Annotated in this window: 17 protein-coding genes; 10 read left to right on the top strand and 7 right to left on the bottom strand. The window is 60.1% G+C overall.

Features of this window, described 5'->3' with window-relative positions; genetic code table 11:
* The first annotated feature begins 72 nt into the window (after positions 1–72).
* The 4 genes from hemE (at position 73) to rho (ending at position 4,355) form a co-directional block, all read left to right on the top strand.
* Positions 73–1,122: a uroporphyrinogen decarboxylase gene (gene hemE, locus G365_RS0108480; RefSeq protein ID WP_026345203.1), complete on the top strand. Its 1,050-nt coding sequence runs from the start codon at positions 73–75 to the stop codon at positions 1,120–1,122.
* A gap of 73 nt (positions 1,123–1,195) precedes the next feature.
* Positions 1,196–2,251: a ferrochelatase gene (gene hemH, locus G365_RS0108475; RefSeq protein WP_019645086.1), complete on the top strand. Its 1,056-nt coding sequence runs from the start codon at positions 1,196–1,198 to the stop codon at positions 2,249–2,251.
* Positions 2,252–2,299: 48 nt separating this feature from the next.
* The gene (gene hemJ / locus G365_RS0108470; protein ID WP_019645085.1) at positions 2,300–2,749 is read left to right on the top strand and encodes a protoporphyrinogen oxidase HemJ; all 450 of its coding nucleotides are present in this window, start codon (positions 2,300–2,302) and stop codon (positions 2,747–2,749) included.
* Positions 2,750–3,098: 349 nt separating this feature from the next.
* Positions 3,099–4,355: a transcription termination factor Rho gene (gene rho, locus G365_RS0108465; RefSeq protein WP_019645084.1), complete on the top strand. Its 1,257-nt coding sequence runs from the start codon at positions 3,099–3,101 to the stop codon at positions 4,353–4,355.
* An 85-nt stretch (positions 4,356–4,440) separates the two neighbouring features.
* On the opposite strand, the gene G365_RS0108460 is transcribed toward rho, so the two are convergent.
* Positions 4,441–5,139, bottom strand: coding sequence for a response regulator transcription factor (locus tag G365_RS0108460; protein ID WP_019645083.1), 699 nt, complete (start codon positions 5,137–5,139; stop codon positions 4,441–4,443).
* A 176-nt stretch (positions 5,140–5,315) separates the two neighbouring features.
* Here G365_RS0108460 and ribA point away from each other — a divergent pair, with 176 nt between their 5' ends.
* From ribA to G365_RS0108445, 3 genes are all read left to right on the top strand, one after another.
* Positions 5,316–6,467, top strand: coding sequence for a GTP cyclohydrolase II (gene ribA / locus G365_RS0108455; RefSeq protein ID WP_019645082.1), 1,152 nt, complete (start codon positions 5,316–5,318; stop codon positions 6,465–6,467).
* A 235-nt stretch (positions 6,468–6,702) separates the two neighbouring features.
* On the top strand, positions 6,703–7,839 hold the full coding sequence (locus G365_RS22835) for a hypothetical protein (protein ID WP_019645081.1): 1,137 nt from the start codon (positions 6,703–6,705) through the stop codon (positions 7,837–7,839).
* 113 nt (positions 7,840–7,952) lie between these two features.
* Positions 7,953–8,510, top strand: coding sequence for a L,D-transpeptidase family protein (locus G365_RS0108445; protein WP_245554726.1), 558 nt, complete (start codon positions 7,953–7,955; stop codon positions 8,508–8,510).
* On the opposite strand, the gene G365_RS0108440 is transcribed toward G365_RS0108445, so the two are convergent.
* Positions 8,487–9,152 (bottom strand): YggS family pyridoxal phosphate-dependent enzyme, encoded by a 666-nt coding sequence (locus G365_RS0108440; protein ID WP_019645079.1) that lies wholly within the window; start codon positions 9,150–9,152, stop codon positions 8,487–8,489. The two genes, G365_RS0108445 and G365_RS0108440, sit on opposite strands and share 24 nt — an antisense overlap.
* A 153-nt stretch (positions 9,153–9,305) precedes the next feature.
* Between G365_RS0108440 and G365_RS20825 the strand changes: the two genes are divergently transcribed.
* From G365_RS20825 to G365_RS0108425, 3 genes are all read left to right on the top strand, one after another.
* The gene (locus tag G365_RS20825) at positions 9,306–9,872 is read left to right on the top strand and encodes a thiamine phosphate synthase (protein WP_169545091.1); all 567 of its coding nucleotides are present in this window, start codon (positions 9,306–9,308) and stop codon (positions 9,870–9,872) included.
* A 2-nt stretch (positions 9,873–9,874) separates the two neighbouring features.
* Positions 9,875–10,744: a LysR family transcriptional regulator gene (locus G365_RS20820; protein ID WP_019645077.1), complete on the top strand. Its 870-nt coding sequence runs from the start codon at positions 9,875–9,877 to the stop codon at positions 10,742–10,744.
* A gap of 165 nt (positions 10,745–10,909) precedes the next feature.
* Positions 10,910–11,332 (top strand): secondary thiamine-phosphate synthase enzyme YjbQ, encoded by a 423-nt coding sequence (locus G365_RS0108425; protein ID WP_019645076.1) that lies wholly within the window; start codon positions 10,910–10,912, stop codon positions 11,330–11,332.
* 7 nt (positions 11,333–11,339) lie between these two features.
* On the opposite strand, the gene G365_RS20815 is transcribed toward G365_RS0108425, so the two are convergent.
* From G365_RS20815 to hslU, 5 genes are all read right to left on the bottom strand, one after another.
* Positions 11,340–12,146, bottom strand: a complete 807-nt coding sequence (locus G365_RS20815; RefSeq protein WP_019645075.1) for a mechanosensitive ion channel family protein — start codon at positions 12,144–12,146, stop codon at positions 11,340–11,342.
* Between the two features lie 103 nt (positions 12,147–12,249).
* Positions 12,250–12,852: a cysteine hydrolase family protein gene (locus tag G365_RS0108415; protein ID WP_019645074.1), complete on the bottom strand. Its 603-nt coding sequence runs from the start codon at positions 12,850–12,852 to the stop codon at positions 12,250–12,252.
* A gap of 174 nt (positions 12,853–13,026) precedes the next feature.
* Positions 13,027–13,632 (bottom strand): RdgB/HAM1 family non-canonical purine NTP pyrophosphatase, encoded by a 606-nt coding sequence (rdgB, locus tag G365_RS0108410; protein WP_019645073.1) that lies wholly within the window; start codon positions 13,630–13,632, stop codon positions 13,027–13,029.
* A gap of 23 nt (positions 13,633–13,655) precedes the next feature.
* Positions 13,656–14,387 (bottom strand): ribonuclease PH, encoded by a 732-nt coding sequence (rph, locus tag G365_RS20810; RefSeq protein ID WP_019645072.1) that lies wholly within the window; start codon positions 14,385–14,387, stop codon positions 13,656–13,658.
* Positions 14,388–14,476: 89 nt separating this feature from the next.
* Entirely contained in the window at positions 14,477–15,787 is a 1,311-nt protein-coding gene (gene hslU / locus G365_RS0108400) for an ATP-dependent protease ATPase subunit HslU (RefSeq protein ID WP_019645071.1), read from the bottom strand.
* Positions 15,788–15,790 lie beyond the last annotated feature (3 nt).

Genomic DNA, 15,790 nt, shown 5'->3' with positions numbered 1-15,790 from the left:
ACCACCATACCTTTAAAAAAAAATCTTTCTTGTGTAAGAGAAGGACATACCAAAAAGAGGAGCATCCCCGCCGTGAGCCGACCTGCGACCGACAGCAAGCGTTTTATCCGGGCTCTTAAGGGGGAAACCTTAACCCCTCCGCCCTTCTGGCTGATGCGTCAGGCAGGGCGTTACCTGCCCGAATACCGGGCAACCCGGGCAGAGGCCGGTGGCTTCTTGGATCTGTGTTACAACCCACCGCTGGCCGTTGAGGTGACCCTCCAGCCGCTGCGACGTTACGGGATGGATGCAGCGATCCTGTTCTCAGACATTCTGGTGGTCCCTGATGCTATCGGACAGCCGGTCTCCTTCAAGGTCGGCGAAGGTCCGTGCCTGACACCTCTCGCCGATGATGCCGCTGTAGAGGCGCTGGATCCCTCACGGCTTAAAGACCATCTCGCGCCGGTGTTTGAAACCGTGTCAGGCTTGGCAAGGGCGATCCCGGAAACCACAGCGCTGATCGGCTTCTGCGGTGCGCCATGGACCGTTGCGACCTACATGGTTGAAGGCGGAGGGTCAAAAGACTATGCCCGGACCAAAGAATGGGCCTATGGGCATCCGCAGCGCTTTCAGGCTCTGATTGATAAACTGGTTGACGCCTCAGCCGAATATCTGTGTCTGCAGATTGATCATGGAGCTGAGGCCGTGCAGATTTTTGACAGCTGGGCCGGTGTTCTCCCGGAGGATGAGTTCCGTCGCTGGGTGATTGATCCGATCCGCCGGATTACGGAACGGGTGAAAGACCGCCATCCGGGCGTTCCGGTGATTGGCTTTCCGCGTCAGGCCGGACTGATGTATGTACCGTTCGCCCGAGAAACCGGCGTTGATGCGGTCAGCCTTGATACGATGATCCCGCTGGATTGGGCGGCGGAAACGCTGCAGCCGCTGGTGACGGTACAAGGCAATCTTGACCCGATTGCTCTGCTGGTTGGCGGTGAGCATCTCGACCATGCCGTGGATTATATTCTCGGCAAACTCGGTAAGGGGCCGTTTGTGTTCAATCTTGGTCACGGCATTGTCCCGGCAACACCGCCGGAGCATGTAACCCGGCTAGCAGACCGGATCCGGTCCTGGAAGGGTTGATCCGGGTTTTGCTGATCCGCGTATCGAAGAGTCAGGACTAATTTCCGCGCGCTGATAGACAGAGGGCAGATCAATGAAACGGCTGGCAGTGGTGGTGTTCAATCTGGGAGGGCCCGACTCTCCTCAGGCTGTCCAGCCGTTTTTGTTTAATCTGTTCAACGATCCGGCGATCATCAGCCTACCTCAGCCGTTACGCTGGCTGGTGGCAAAGATGATCTCTTCCCGCCGGGCACCGGTGGCGCAGGAGATTTATCATCATCTCGGTGGTAAATCGCCACTGCTGGAACAAACGCAGCGGCAGGCCAGCGCGCTGGCTGATGTCCTGAGCGGGGACGACTGTGAGGTTCGGGTGTTCATCGCCATGCGGTACTGGCATCCGATGACCGCCCAGACCGTTGCCGAGGTGAAGGCCTATGCTCCCGATGCGGTGGTCCTGCTGCCGCTGTATCCGCAGTATTCCACCACCACCAGCGGGTCTTCGCTGAAGCTGTGGGCGGAGGAAGCCGCCCGTCAGGGACTGGCGGCACCGACCAAGGCGATCTGCTGCTACCCGATAGAGCCCGGATTTATTGCTGCGATGACAGCCACCCTTCTGCCCCTGCTGCGTCAGGCGGAGGGGACCGGAGTGCCGCGCCTGCTGTTTTCGGCCCACGGTCTGCCAAAGAAAGTCGTGGATGGCGGTGACCCCTATCAGAATCAGGTGGAGGCTTCCGCCGCTGCGGTGATTCAGGCACTGGAACAGGCAGATCCACACTGGCATGGTCTGGACTGGCAGGTTTGTTATCAAAGCCGCGTCGGCCCGCTGGAATGGATCGGCCCTTCCACCGACGCCGAAATCGAACGGGCTGGCCGTGATGGTGTTCCTGTAGTCCTGATGCCACTGGCTTTCGTCTCAGAGCATTCAGAAACGCTGGTTGAACTGGATATCGAGTACGGCAAACTGGCGGCTGACGCTGGGGTCCCCCTGTATCTGCGGGCACCGACGGTACAAAGTCAGCCGGAGTTCATTCATGGACTGGCCGGTTTGGTCCGGCAGGCCCTTGACTGGCCCAGGGGGGTAACCCCACGTCCTGACGGCGGGTTGCGCCGCTGTGCCGATGCCTGGGGAAAATGTCCCTGTCAGCCATAACGCCGTAGTATCACTGATTGTTATGTTTAACGGGCCGGAGCCTGACTGATGCCGACACTTGTTGATCCCGGGACTACGGCTTATGCGCTGGTAAAGGCGCTGCACATCATCAGTGTAATTACCTGGATGGCAGCGATGTTCTATCTGCCCCGGTTGTTCGTTTATCATGCGTCTGCCACCCCGGGCAGCGAGCTGTCAGAAACGTTTAAGGTGATGGAGCGGCGCCTTCACCGGGCCATTATGACCCCGTCGATGATCGTGGTGTTTTTGACCGGGCTGACCATGGCCCCGGTCTGGCTGACCGGTCAGGGCTGGCTGCATGCCAAGCTGGTGCTTGTTCTGGGGATGGCAGCCTGTCATGGTTTTTATGCCCGTTGGCGGCGTCAGTTTAATGAAGACGGAAACCGGCGTACCGACCGTTTCTATCGGGTTGCGAATGAAATACCGACCATCCTGTTGCTTGGGATTGTGTTTCTGGTGGTTCTGAAGCCGTTCTGAGCCCCGGTTTTGATCGCTCTCTCTTGACAAGGGGGATCAATGCGCCTAACCGTAGGCGCACGACCTGATGCGGGCTGACGGGATTATTCCGGTCCGCAAAGGGCCGGTCCCTCCTCTGTGCTGCTATCCCCTGAACGCAAAACACTCCAGTCCAGCTCTGCTGTCAGAGATCCGGCCCTGCCCCGGTTTTATCCGGCGGGGCGTGATATCTTACGGTGGGAGTCATCCTGAATCCGGTGTTTTCCGTTTCTGCCCGATCAGCGGCCTCCTGACTATTCCGCTGCGTTCCCGTTTCTCCCTCTGATCGGGGTGGGAAGGCAGATTCTGGACCATCACTGGCGACTCTCCCATGCATTTGCAGGAACTGAAGAAAAAGTCCCCCGCCGAGCTGTTGAAGCTGGCAGAGGAACTGGAAATCGAAAATGCCAGCAGCCTGCGGAAGCAGGACATGCTGTTTGCCATTCTGAAAGGCTTCGCAGACCGTGGAACCGCCATTTACGGCGACGGGGTTCTGGAAGTGCTGCAGGATGGTTTCGGATTCCTGCGCTCCCCAGAGGCCAATTATCTGCCGGGCCCTGACGACATTTACGTCAGCCCCAGTCAGGTCCGGCGGTTTGCCCTGCGGACCGGCGATACGGTTGAAGGGCAGATCCGCGCCCCTAAGGATGGAGAGCGCTATTTTGCACTGGTTAAGGTTGACACCGTCAACTTTGAAGATCCCGATGCGGTCCGTCATCGTATTAACTTTGATAACCTGACCCCGCTGTACCCGAACCAGAAACTGAAGCTGGAAGTCGATGATCCGACCACCCGCAACATGGTTCCCCGGGTGATTGAAATGGTGGCCCCGCTGGGCAAGGGCCAGCGCGGCCTGATCGTTGCGCCGCCGCGGACCGGTAAAACGGTGATGCTGCAGAACATCGCCCATTCCATCGCTGCTAACCACCCGGAAGTCTATCTGATCGTTCTGCTGATCGATGAACGCCCGGAAGAAGTCACCGACATGGCCCGCAGTGTGCGGGGCGAAGTGATCTCCTCAACCTTCGATGAGCCGGCCAACCGCCATGTGCAGGTCGCCGAAATGGTGATCGAAAAAGCCAAGCGTTTGGTTGAGCATAAGCGGGATGTGGTGATTCTGCTGGATTCGATCACCCGTCTGGCCCGCGCCTATAACACTGTCGTTCCCTCTTCCGGTAAGGTGCTGACCGGTGGGGTGGATGCCAATGCCCTGCAGCGTCCGAAGCGTTTCTTCGGGGCGGCCCGCAATATCGAGGAAGGCGGATCGCTGACTATTATTGCCACCGCGCTGATCGATACCGGCTCGCGTATGGATGAAGTGATCTTTGAAGAGTTCAAGGGCACCGGTAACTCCGAACTGATCCTTGACCGGAAGCTGGCTGATAAGCGTACCTTCCCGGCGATCGATATCACCCGTTCCGGTACCCGTAAGGAAGAGCTGCTGGTCAGCCGCCAGAACCTGCAGAAGATGTGGGTCCTGCGCCGTATCCTGAACCCGATGGGGGTGCAGGACAGCATGGAATTCCTGCTTGGTAAGTTGCGTGAAACTAAGAATAATGATGATTTCTTTGAAGCGATGAATAACTGATTTTAAGTCAGTCGTTTCTCGCGCAAGAAAAAAGAGCGGAAGTCGATCTTCCGCTCTTTTTTATTTTATTCCATGACCTTGGGGATCAGGCTGTTCCTGCCAAACGATATCCACCGCTTTCTGTAATCAGCAGGGTGGTTTCCCCACTGATCGGTTCAATTTTCTGTCGCAGCCGGTAGATGTGGGTTTCCAGGGTATGAGTGCTGACCCCGGAGTTATATCCCCAGACTTCTGCCAGCAGGGTTTCACGGTCAACCATCCGCCCCTGACGGTACAGGTATTTCAGGATGGCGGTTTCTTTTTCCGTTAACCGGATTTTTTTCCCCTCTCCCGTCTCGAGAATTTTTGCCGAGGGCAGGAAGCGGTAGGGGCCAAGGGGGAACACTGCATCATCAGAGTGACGGTGCTGGCGGATCTGGGCTTTGATCCGGGCCAGCAGAACAGCCAGACGAAACGGTTTGGTGACATAATCGTTGGCCCCGGCATCCAGACCGGTGATGGTGTCATCGTCACTGTCGGCCCCGGTCAGCATGATGATCGGGGAGCGGACCCCCTGCCGGCGCAATTCGCGGCAGACATCACGGCCATCCTGATCCGGCAGGCCGATATCAAGCAGGATCAGATCAAACGGACCTTCCGGGCCGGTAGCCGTGGTGATGGCATCGGCCCCGGTCGCAACATCAGCGATGGTCGCGATATCCTCCTGCTGGGAAAGCTGCTCCCGCAGGGTCCGGCGCAACAGGTCGTCGTCCTCAATGATCAGGATAGAGCGTCCGGCAGCCATTGATTTGCCCCTCTTTGCAGCCCGCAGATGATGCCCTATCTATCATTCTGCCGTAGTCCTCGGGAAGAGTGCTGACGATCACACTCTGTTACAGACTGTTCCGGAGGCACCTCCTCCGCAGAAAATCTGCTTTGCGTTTCTTGCCCGGCCCGGGGACCCACAGTATAAGGCTTGTCATGACTGAACCTCTCCGCCCTGCTGCCCCGCTGTCGTCTCCCCCCCCTGCCCCGCTGCTTGCTGTGGACCGGGCAGCGGCTGAACTGCGCCGGGGGGTGCCGGTTGTTCTGATCGCGCCGGACCAGACGCCCCTGTTGGTTCTGTCGGTGGAAGCCGCGACGGCGGATAGTCTTGAGCGTCTGGTACACCTGTCAGCTCAGCCGCTGGCTTTGTGCCTGACGGCCCGCCGGACCCGACTGATCGGTCTGGAACCGGGCGACGGTGTCATTACTGCTCTGACCTCTGATCTGCCGTTAACCGCAGACCGGATGCTGCGGCTGGCTGATCCGGGAACCGCCGAGGATATGGGCGGTGTCGGCCGGATTGATGATCTGAAAGTCCAGCCGTTGGCGGCGGGTACTCCGGCTGAAGCCGGAGTCCAACTGGCAAAAATTGCCCGTCTGTTGCCCGGTGTGGTGATGACGCCGGTCGCCTGTTCAGAAACGGTCCGTAGCTGGGCGGCCAGCCGTAATCTGTTGGTGGTGGAAGGGTCGGCGGTATTGGGGTATGCCCAGACAGCCGCCCGCAGCCTGCGTCTGGTCGGCGAAGCCCGGGTTCCGCTGGTCGAAGCGGAGAACACCCGTATTCTGGCGTTCCGTCCGGCCGACGGCGGGATTGAACATCTGGCGATCGTTATCGGAACCCCTGACCCGGAACAGCCGGTTCTGGCCCGTCTGCATTCAGAATGCTTTACCGGTGATCTTCTGGGATCACTGCGCTGTGACTGTGGCGATCAGTTGCGGGGGGCGATTGACGCCATCCATCAGGCTGGCAGCGGGGTTCTGCTGTATCTGGCGCAGGAAGGCCGGGGTATCGGACTGGTCAACAAGCTGCGCGCTTACCGTCTGCAGGATGCCGGTTACGACACCATGGATGCCAATGGTCAGCTGGGCTTTGACGATGATGAGCGTGTCTATCTGCCCGCTGCGGAAATGCTGCGTCTGCTGGGGTACAGTCGGATCCGGTTGATGACCAACAATCCGTTTAAGGTTGATGCCCTGTCCCGGCATGGGGTGCAGGTAGAGGAACGGGTTCCGCATGTGTTTGAAACCAACAGCCATAATCTGTCGTATCTGCGGACCAAGGCCTTGAAAGGCGGTCATTTGTTCTGAGAGTCCACCGAAATCACCGGCTCGGACCGGTGATTAGCTCGGTAAAAGATTCCGGGCTAGCGGTTTTCTCGGCGAAAAATTTAATAAATTCAAATAGTTTTCAAATTGGCATGAGAATTGCTTATTTTTCTGTCGCGTCGTTGATGACGTAATCAGGAAACCGTGTACAGTCTGCTGATGGCAGGGTGTTGCCGGTTCCGATCCCTGCGGGGACAGACAGGAGGCAGGACAGGCAATGGCCATTGGTTCCGTTGATACTCTGCCTGTATCCAGTCAGACCCCGCCGCTGACGCCGACTGCGGCTCAGGCCCAGAAAAAGCGTGCGGCTGAGTACGACATCAGCGAAAACGGCTCCCGCAATGCTGAATTGGCAGAGTATCAGGAAGCCTCCTCCGCTCAGGACAGTGATGAGGAAGGGCTGACATTCTGGGATGTGCTTGATGTGGTTAATCCACTGCAGCACATTCCGATCGTCAATACGATCTATCGCGAGCTGACCGGTGATACCATTGCTTCCGGGGCCAAGCTGGCCGGTGGAGCCCTGTTTTTCGGGCCGATTGGTCTTGGTTTTGCGGCGCTGGATGTTGGCGTCAAGGAAATGACCGGCGCTGCAATCGACGAACATGTCGTGGCCATGGTCAAAGGCGAAGATGCCGGAGAAAATGCCCGTCAGGCTGCTGCCGCTGACGATGCCAAAAAAGCGGCCAAGATGGCCAAGGCCACGGGTGCGGAAACACCTGTCGCCTCTGCACAGGCCGCTCCGGTTGCGACGGTTGAGCGCACAGCCCCGCTCGGGCTGTTTGATGCGGCTCAGGGGACACCTGCGGCGCAGGCGGCTGCCCCGGCGGCCTCTCCTGTGGCTGTTACGGCAGCAACAGCGCCACTGGGGCTGATCGGCACTGTATCGCCCGTTTCTGCTGCTACGCAGGCAACCGCTGCCAAGGTGGTGCAGGAGGCAAACGCCCGCCCGCAGACGCTGGAATCAACCCGTCCGCGGGCCCGTCTGGCCCGCAACAGTCAGCCGACACCTGACCATCTGGCGATGGCGATGCAGGCGCAGGGCTTGGAAGCCTCTAAGCTTATGACGGTTCCATCCCGTTCGGCGACGGCTGTTTCCGCGCAGATGATTGCCTCAGAGAAGAGTGGGCGGGAACAGACGGCGGCAGCGCCTGCCAGCCGCCAGACTGCTCCGACGCAGTTGGTGACAGTGCCGGCTTCCGGGCTGTCGGTAACATCGTCGACCCAACCGGCCGCCACTCCGACCGCAGAGGCCGCAGCCGGGCCGGTTGATGTTCCGGCGTGGTTTGACTCGGCGATGATGAAAGCCAGTTCTGCCTATCAAAAGACCAATCGCGTCACTTCTGCCCCCTGATGGGGGGAGCCCTGATCTGTGGATAAATCACTGGGAAAAATATGCCGGGCGGAATTTTCCGCCCGTTTCCTTTATGGTGATATCACACTGATGTCAGGAAGAGGTCTTTGGCTGTGGATCCTTTCAACCGCCTTATTGTCACGGCGACGGGGCCGTCGCGCGGCCTCCTGTCTGCAGGCGAAAAAACGTTCCCCTGTGCGCTGGGCAAAGGCGGTTGTGTTCCGGCTGAGCAGAAACGGGAAGGGGATGGCTGTACGCCGCTGGGTGTCTTCGCTCTGCGGCACCTGATGTACCGGCCTGACCGTTTGCCTGTTGTTCCTGCTACCGCTCTGCCGGTGCAGGCCCTGACCGAGCGGGATGGTTGGTGTGATGATGCCGCAGATCCGCTGTATAACCGTCCGGTGACCCTGCCCTATGCGGCCGGTCATGAAAAGCTGTGGCGGGAAGAAGCGGTCTACGATCTGATCGTTGATCTGGGATATAACGATGACCCGCCACAGGCCGGTCGGGGGAGTGCGATTTTTATGCACATTGCCCGGGAAGGGTATACCCCGACGGAGGGGTGTGTGGCCCTCCACCGGGACGATCTGCTGTGGTTACTGGCCCATTGCGGGCCACAGACGGTTATGGACATTCAGGCCGGTTTGTCAGCGGCTTCCGAACAGGGCTGACCCCACTCGTACATGGGTGGCCCCCAGCGCCACTGCGGTCTGATAATCGGCACTCATTCCCATGCTTAAAACCGCCAGTCCGTTGCGGCGGCCAATCTCCCGCAGCAGGGCGAAATGCAGGGCCGGTTCTTCATCAACCGGCGGAATGCACATCAGCCCGGTGATGGTCAGGCCAAGGGTACGGCATTGGGCAATAAAAGCATCTGCCTCTTCCGGCAGGATACCGGCCTTCTGAGCTTCCTTACCGGTATTGACCTGAACCAGACACGGCAGAAAGCGGTTCTGGCGCTGCATTTCCGCAGCCAGTGCTTCTGCAATTTTCGGGCGGTCAACGCTTTCGATCACGTCAAACAGGGCAACGGCTTCTTTCGCCTTGTTAGACTGCAGCGGGCCGATCAGATGCAGTTCCAGATCCGGGAAAGCTTCCCGCAGGGCCGGCCACTTTCCCTGGGCTTCCTGCACGCGGTTTTCTCCGAAGACCCTCTGCCCGGCCTCCAGTACCGGCCGGATGGCATCAGCCTCGAAAGTCTTGGAAACCGCGACCAGCGTCACGGCTTCTTCCGCCCGTTTGGCACGGCGGGCACTGTCTGCGATGGCGGTGCGGATGGCATGAAGGTTTTCAACGGCAGAAGCGGCAGACATGACCAAAAATCCTGGTGGCTGAGACCGGGGAGAACCCGGTATGGTTCTGATATGAGTGTGACCCTAACAGACCGTCTTCTCCGGCTCAATTCCGAGACACGCCGCGATCATCCCGCGCTTGCGGCCTGCAGCAGAGTGCCTGCGGTGATTCTGATGACTGATCCACAGCGTGGGGCCCCTCTTCAGGCAGCCCAGATGCTGCCGCCGGGGGCGGCTGTTCTGATCCGTCATTATGATGATCCCGGGCGGGAAGAGCTGGCACTGACACTGGCAGCCCTTGCCCGCAGACAGCGGCTGAGAGTGATGCTGGCTCTGCGCGACCCGGTGCAGGATCTGCCATTGGCTGACCGGATCGAGGCCGACGGCATTCATCTGCCCGAGGCCGTTCTAAAAGCTGGGGGATTGGCCCGGCTCTGGCAATGGCGTCGGGGCAAGCCCGGACGTATTATTACGGCAGCGGCCCATTCTCCTGCGGCCCTGCGACGGGCTGAACAGGCCGGGGTCGATGCTGTTCTATTGTCCCCGGTTTTTGCCACCCTCAGCCATCCGGGGGCCCCGTTCCTTGGGGGGCTGCGAGTCCGGCGGTGGGTTCAGCAGACCCGTTTGCCTGTTCTGGCGCTGGGCGGTATTTCAGCCCAGACCATCGCCGGGCTGTCACGGTCCGGGATCTGGGGGGCTGCTGCCATCGGCGGTCTGACACCACGGGCAATCGGGGGCTGAGGATGACCGATCCACTGCAGCCTGATGTTTTTCCATTGGATTGGGATGATCTGCGGCTTGTACTGGCGATTGCCGAAGGGCGGACCCTGTCGGCCGCGGCCCGGCATCTTGGGGTTAATCAGACAACCGTATCGCGACGGTTACAGGCGGCGGAAGCAACGCTGTCCCGGGCTCTGTTTCATCGTTTCGAGGGGGAGATGATCCCGACGGAAACCGGGGAGCTGTTACTCTCTCAGGCCCGGCGGATTGAGGATGGTCTGATCGGCGTTGCTCACGCTCTCCGGCAAGGGGAAACGGTGACGGGGACAGTCCGGCTGACGGCCGTAGAGTCGGTGCTGACCTGTCTGGTGGTTCCTGCAATCCCCGATCTGTACCAGCGCTATCCCGGTCTGATGCTGGATCTTCTGGGAAGTCAGTCCAATGCCAATCTGAACCGGCGTGAAGCGGATATCGCCCTGCGGCTGGCGATGCCGCAGGATCCGGGCGTGATGGTCCGCCGTGTGGGGGCAGTGCCGATGGCGGTGTATGCCGCTGTAGGGCGGGATCCGGTGGGTCTGCCATGGCTGGGCTATGATGACAGCCTGCAGGATGTTGTGGAAGCGCGGTGGCTGGCAGACCGGCTGGAGGCTGAGGGAAGCCGCCCTGCCCTGCGTGCCTCTTCGGCGGCATTGCTGCTGGCGGCTGCTCAGGCCGGTCTGGGGCGGGCTGTACTGCCCTGTATCCTTGCTGATCGGGGGGCAGGACTGGTCCGGCTGGAGGATGTCGTGGTGACCCGTCCCCTGTGGATGGCGGTGCAGTCTGATGTTCTGCGCAGTCGCCGGGTCCGGGTGGTGGCTGACTGGCTCTCGGAAATCCTTAAACCCCTTCTCTGATAAGGGGTGTATACTGTCTTTTCCAGAGAACGCGTTTGCCGAGAACGTGGACAGCGGTGTTGCGGCTGAAGATGCCCTTCCTGTTTTAAAGAGAGCATCCCCTGCGGCGCATCCGGATCCGTTTCATCGGAACATGCTCCCGGTATAAAACAGGGGGAGACCACCATGCGCCAGAGCCAGACGACCCTGACCATCCGCACCCGCGGGCAAGATCTGACCGACATTACCGACGCAATAAACCACTGGATCCGGGACACGGGAGTGCAGACCGGTGTGCTGACGGTGTTCTGTCAACACACGTCAGCCAGCCTGACAATTCAGGAGAATGCTGATCCGGCTGTCCGCCATGATCTGGAAGTGTTCCTGAGGCGCATTGTGCCAGAGGATCCTCACCGCTACCGGCACATCGCGGAAGGGGACGACGACATGCCCGCCCATATCCGGACCATGCTGACAGGCGTCAGCCTGTCTATACCAGTGGGCGGCGGCCACATGCTGCTTGGGGACTGGCAGGCGGTGTACCTGATGGAACACCGCGCCCGTGGGCATGCCCGCCATGTCGTCCTGCATGTTATCGGAGAGGCCTGACCGGGCTTTATCCCCCGACGGCCAGTGCATATCCGGCGGCGGTGAACCGGGTTACGATCGTCTGGTTCAGGTCTGCCCTGACGGCACCGACGTCAGAGGCTGCACACCAGCCGCTGATGCTGATTTTCAGACCTGCATCCCCCAGTACGGCAATGATGGCCTGGGGGGCGGGGGACTGTTCAAGCCGCGGATCGGCATTGACGATGTCAGTCAGCAGGGCAAGGGCCCCTGTAACATCCTCGCGGTAACCGATATTCAGGCTGAAATCGATTTTGCGGCGGGGGTTGGCGGACAGGTTCCGCAGGGTATCCCCCCACAGCTTGGAATTGGGAACAATCACCTTAACGTTATCGGCGGTCGCCAATTCAGTCACGAACAGCGATAACCCTTTCACCGTACCGCTGATTGCCCCGGCTTCGATGCTGTCTCCGGCCCGGAACGGGCGGAAGATCAGCAGCATTACCCCGGCGGCAACGCTGGTTAGGGTTCCCTGCAAAGCCAGACCGATGGCCAGACCGGCGGCCCCAAGAATGGCGACAAAGCTGGTGGTGGCGACCCCAAACTTTTCAAGAACCGCGATGACGGTAAATGCCAGAATGGCATAGCGGACCAGAGAGGCGAAGAATTCCACCAGCATGCTGTCGCAGGCTTTGATCTTCGACAGCGTGCGGGCCAGAAGGCCAGATATCCACCGCGAGCTGACCCACCCGACAAGCAGGATGGTAATGGCGGCAATCACCTGCAGACCGTAGGTGGCGATGATTGCCATAACCGTATCGGTCCATTTCAGTACGGTATCCTGTAGGTGTTCCATTATGCCCTCCTGCAAAAGAGACGTCCCGGCGGTTCCGCATCGTACCGCCGGGACAGGGGTCTCTTATCTTACTGTGCCTGTGGCGTGGCCCGGCGCAAGAAGATTAATGATCGGGGATGTCCCCGGCCTGCGGAACGATCCGGGCGATCGTATCACTCAGGCCGCTCAGGGTTGTCTGATGCAGGGTGTCGGCATCAACCGCGCCACCATTCGGCAGGGGAAGGGCACGGGTGGCGCTGGCGCTGTTGACAATAGTAACCGTCATGCCCAGAGCCGAGGCTGAATGGGCTGTTCCTGCCACACAGTTGTGCGTCATAAACCCGACCAGCACCAGCGGCGGGGTCCCCAGGGCAGCCAGACGCAGCTGCAGATCAGTACCGGCAAAGGCACTGGCCCGTGTTTTGCGGATCACCGGCTCTCCGGCCCGGGGGGCGAGGGCTGGCAGAATTGCGCCCCGGGGGGCATCCAGATCAAAGGCTCCGCCCGGTGATCCCTGATGAACAATGTGCAGGACCGGTGTTCCCAGAGTCCGGGCCCGGTCCAGAAGGGCCGCCGTTTCTGCGACGGCGGCGTCAAGGCCGGGCAGAGCCAGTGGTCCGCTCTGATATTCCTGCTGGGCATCAATGATGATCAAAGCGGACTTTGACAGCGGTGGCGGTACCGGATCAACGCCACGCATCTGCTGGATTGTTTTAGGCTGTGTCATTGCTCAGACTCCTCAAACGATTGGGGATGGCCGGGTGTTTCGTGGTCTGAGATCAGAGTATCTATGCAAGAATAGAAGATTAATCGGCAATTTCTCGATATCTATCTGCAAAAATGCAGAGAGTGAGACGATAAAAAACCGGCCCCTGATCAGGACCGGTTTTTTACGGACGCATCATGCGGTGAAGCAGGACTCAACCAGTTTGGTGAAAGCCCGGGCGCGGTGGCTGATTGCGTGTTTGGCTGCCGGATCCATTTCCCCGAACGTCTGATCGTAGCCGTCCGGGGTGAAGAAGGGGTCATAACCAAAGCCATTGGTGCCCCTCGGCTCGGTCAGGGTGCCATCAATCCGGCCTTCAAAGCATTCGGTGTGCCCGTCGGGCCAGGCGACGCAGAGAACGCAGATGAACGCCACGGAGCGGTCGGGGTTGGGGCCAACCAGATCGATCACTTTTCTCATTGCCATGGCGAAATCTTTTTCCGGCCCGGCCCAGCGGGCGGAATAGATTCCCGGTGCGCCATCCAGTGCGCTGACGCTGACCCCGGAGTCATCAGACAAAGCCGGAAGATTGGCCGCTGTGGCAGCGGCAACGGCCTTCAGGATGGCATTTTCAGCGTAGGTTGAGCCTGTTTCTTCCGGTTCCGGCAGGTTCAGATCCCCGGCTGACCGGACATCAATGGAAAACGGGGCCAGAAGATCCCTGATTTCCCGGACTTTACCGGCATTGTGGCTGGCCACAATCAGGGTATCCCCGGGGTTCAGGCGGCGGGATACGGTCATGGAAGAGATCCTCCGAAGGGGCCTCAGGCGATGGAGCGGGCGGCGGTCAGGGTGTCAGCCTGCACCACAGTCAGTGTGGCAATTCCGGCTTCCGCCAGATCCAGCAGCTGGTTCAGCTCGGCACGGGTAAACGGCACGTCTTCAGCGGTGCCCTGTACCTCAATCACCTTGCCGCTGCCGGTCAGCACAAAATTGGCATCCGCCTGCGCCGAAGAGTCTTCCGCATAATCCAGATCGAGAACGGCCATACCATTGTACAGCCCGCAGGAAATGGCGGCGACACTGTCGGTCAGCGGGTGAGTCTTGATCTGGCCGGCTTTCAGGGCGTGGTCAAAGGCCAGCGCCAGCGCCACATAGGCCCCGGTGATCGAGGCGGTACGGGTTCCGCCATCGGCCTGCAGAACATCGCAGTCCACCTTGACCTGCATTTCGCCCATGGCGGTCAGATCCGTGATGGCCCGCAGGGACCGGCCGATCAGGCGCTGAATTTCCTGTGTACGGCCAGACTGTTTGCCTTTGGCGGCTTCGCGGTCGGTCCGCTGGCCGGTGGCTCGCGGCAGCATTCCGTATTCCGCCGTCACCCAGCCCTTCCCCTGCCCGCGCAGCCACGGCGGTACCCGGGTATCAATGCTGGCGGTGCACAGGACATGGGTATCCCCGAACTTCACGAGGCAGGACCCTTCAGCGTGCTTATTGACGCCGGTTTCAAGGCTGACGGAACGCAGTTGATCGGGGGAACGGCCGGACGGACGCATGAGGACTCCAGAAGCTATACGGGGAAAACGGGGCAGAAGCGGCGACGGGGGCAGCATCGCCACCCCCGTCCGGTTTCGGTCCATCCGTCTTACAGGATAAACTTTGACAGGTCACTCTTCTTTGCCAGCGGGGCGATGCGGTCCCGCACATCGGCCCCGGTCAGGGTGATGGCCTCTCCGCTGCGGTCCGGTGCGGAGAAGCTGATCTCTTCCAGCAGTTTCTCCAGCAGGGTATGCAGGCGCCGGGCACCGATGTTTTCCACAGTACGGTTCACCTCTGCGGCCAGTTCGGCCAGAGCCGTGATCGCATCATCGGCAAAGGTCAGGGTCACTTCTTCCGTGGCCAGCAGGGCAGTATACTGCTTGATCAGGCTGGCTTCCGGCTCGGTCAGGATCCGTCGGAAGTCTTCAGCGGTCAGCGGCTGCAGTTCCACCCGGATCGGCAGGCGGCCCTGCAGTTCCGGCAGAAGGTCTGACGGTTTGGCGAGATGAAACGCCCCGGAGGCGATAAACAGGATGTGGTCCGTCTTGACCGGGCCGTGCTTGGTGGTGACGGTGGTTCCTTCGATCAGGGGCAGCAGGTCGCGCTGGACCCCCTCGCGGGAGACATCGGCGCTGCGGGCCTCTGCGCGGGCACAGATTTTGTCGATTTCATCCAGAAAGACGATGCCGTTGTTTTCCACGGCACTGATCGCCTGTTTGACGACCTGTTCCTCGTCCAGCAGTTTGTCGGCTTCTTCACGCAGCAATACTGCGTAACTGTCAGACACCTTCATTTTGCGGGTTTTGGTGGCTCCGCCAAAGGCTTTGCCGAAGATGTCGTTCAGGTTGAGCATGCCCATCTGTGCCCCCGGCATTCCGGGAATATCGATGGAAGGCATCGTGGCGGCGCCGGTATCCCGGACCTGAAGTTCAATCTCGCGGTCATTCAGGCTGCCTTCCCGCAGCATCTTCCGGAATTTCTGACGGGTTTCCGGGCTGGCACTGTCCCCGACCAAGGCATCCAGCACACGGTCTTCGGCTGCCAGTTCGGCCTTGGCGGTGACCTGACGGCGCAGGGTCGCCCGGCTGTCCTGAATCGCATTCTCCAGCAGGTCGCGGATGATGCTGTCAACATCCCGTCCGACATAGCCGACCTCGGTGAACTTGGTGGCCTCAACCTTCAGGAACGGTGCCTGCGCCAGTTTGGCCAGACGGCGGGCAATCTCGGTTTTCCCGACACCGGTCGGCCCGATCATCAGAATATTCTTCGGCAGAATTTCGTCACGCAGGGGCTCTGCCACCTGCTGGCGGCGCCAGCGGTTCCGTAGGGCAATCGCCACGGCCCGTTTGGCATCCTGCTGGCCGACAATATGACGGTCCAGTTCCGAAACGATTTCGCGCGGGCTGAATCCGGTCATGGC

Origin of the sequence: Novispirillum itersonii subsp. itersonii ATCC 12639 (assembly GCF_000381985.1) — a bacterium.
Classification (GTDB): Bacteria; Pseudomonadota; Alphaproteobacteria; order Rhodospirillales; family Rhodospirillaceae; genus Novispirillum; species Novispirillum itersonii.
Note: the sequence above shows the minus strand (reverse complement) of the source record. Positions and strands in the feature narration are given on the sequence as shown.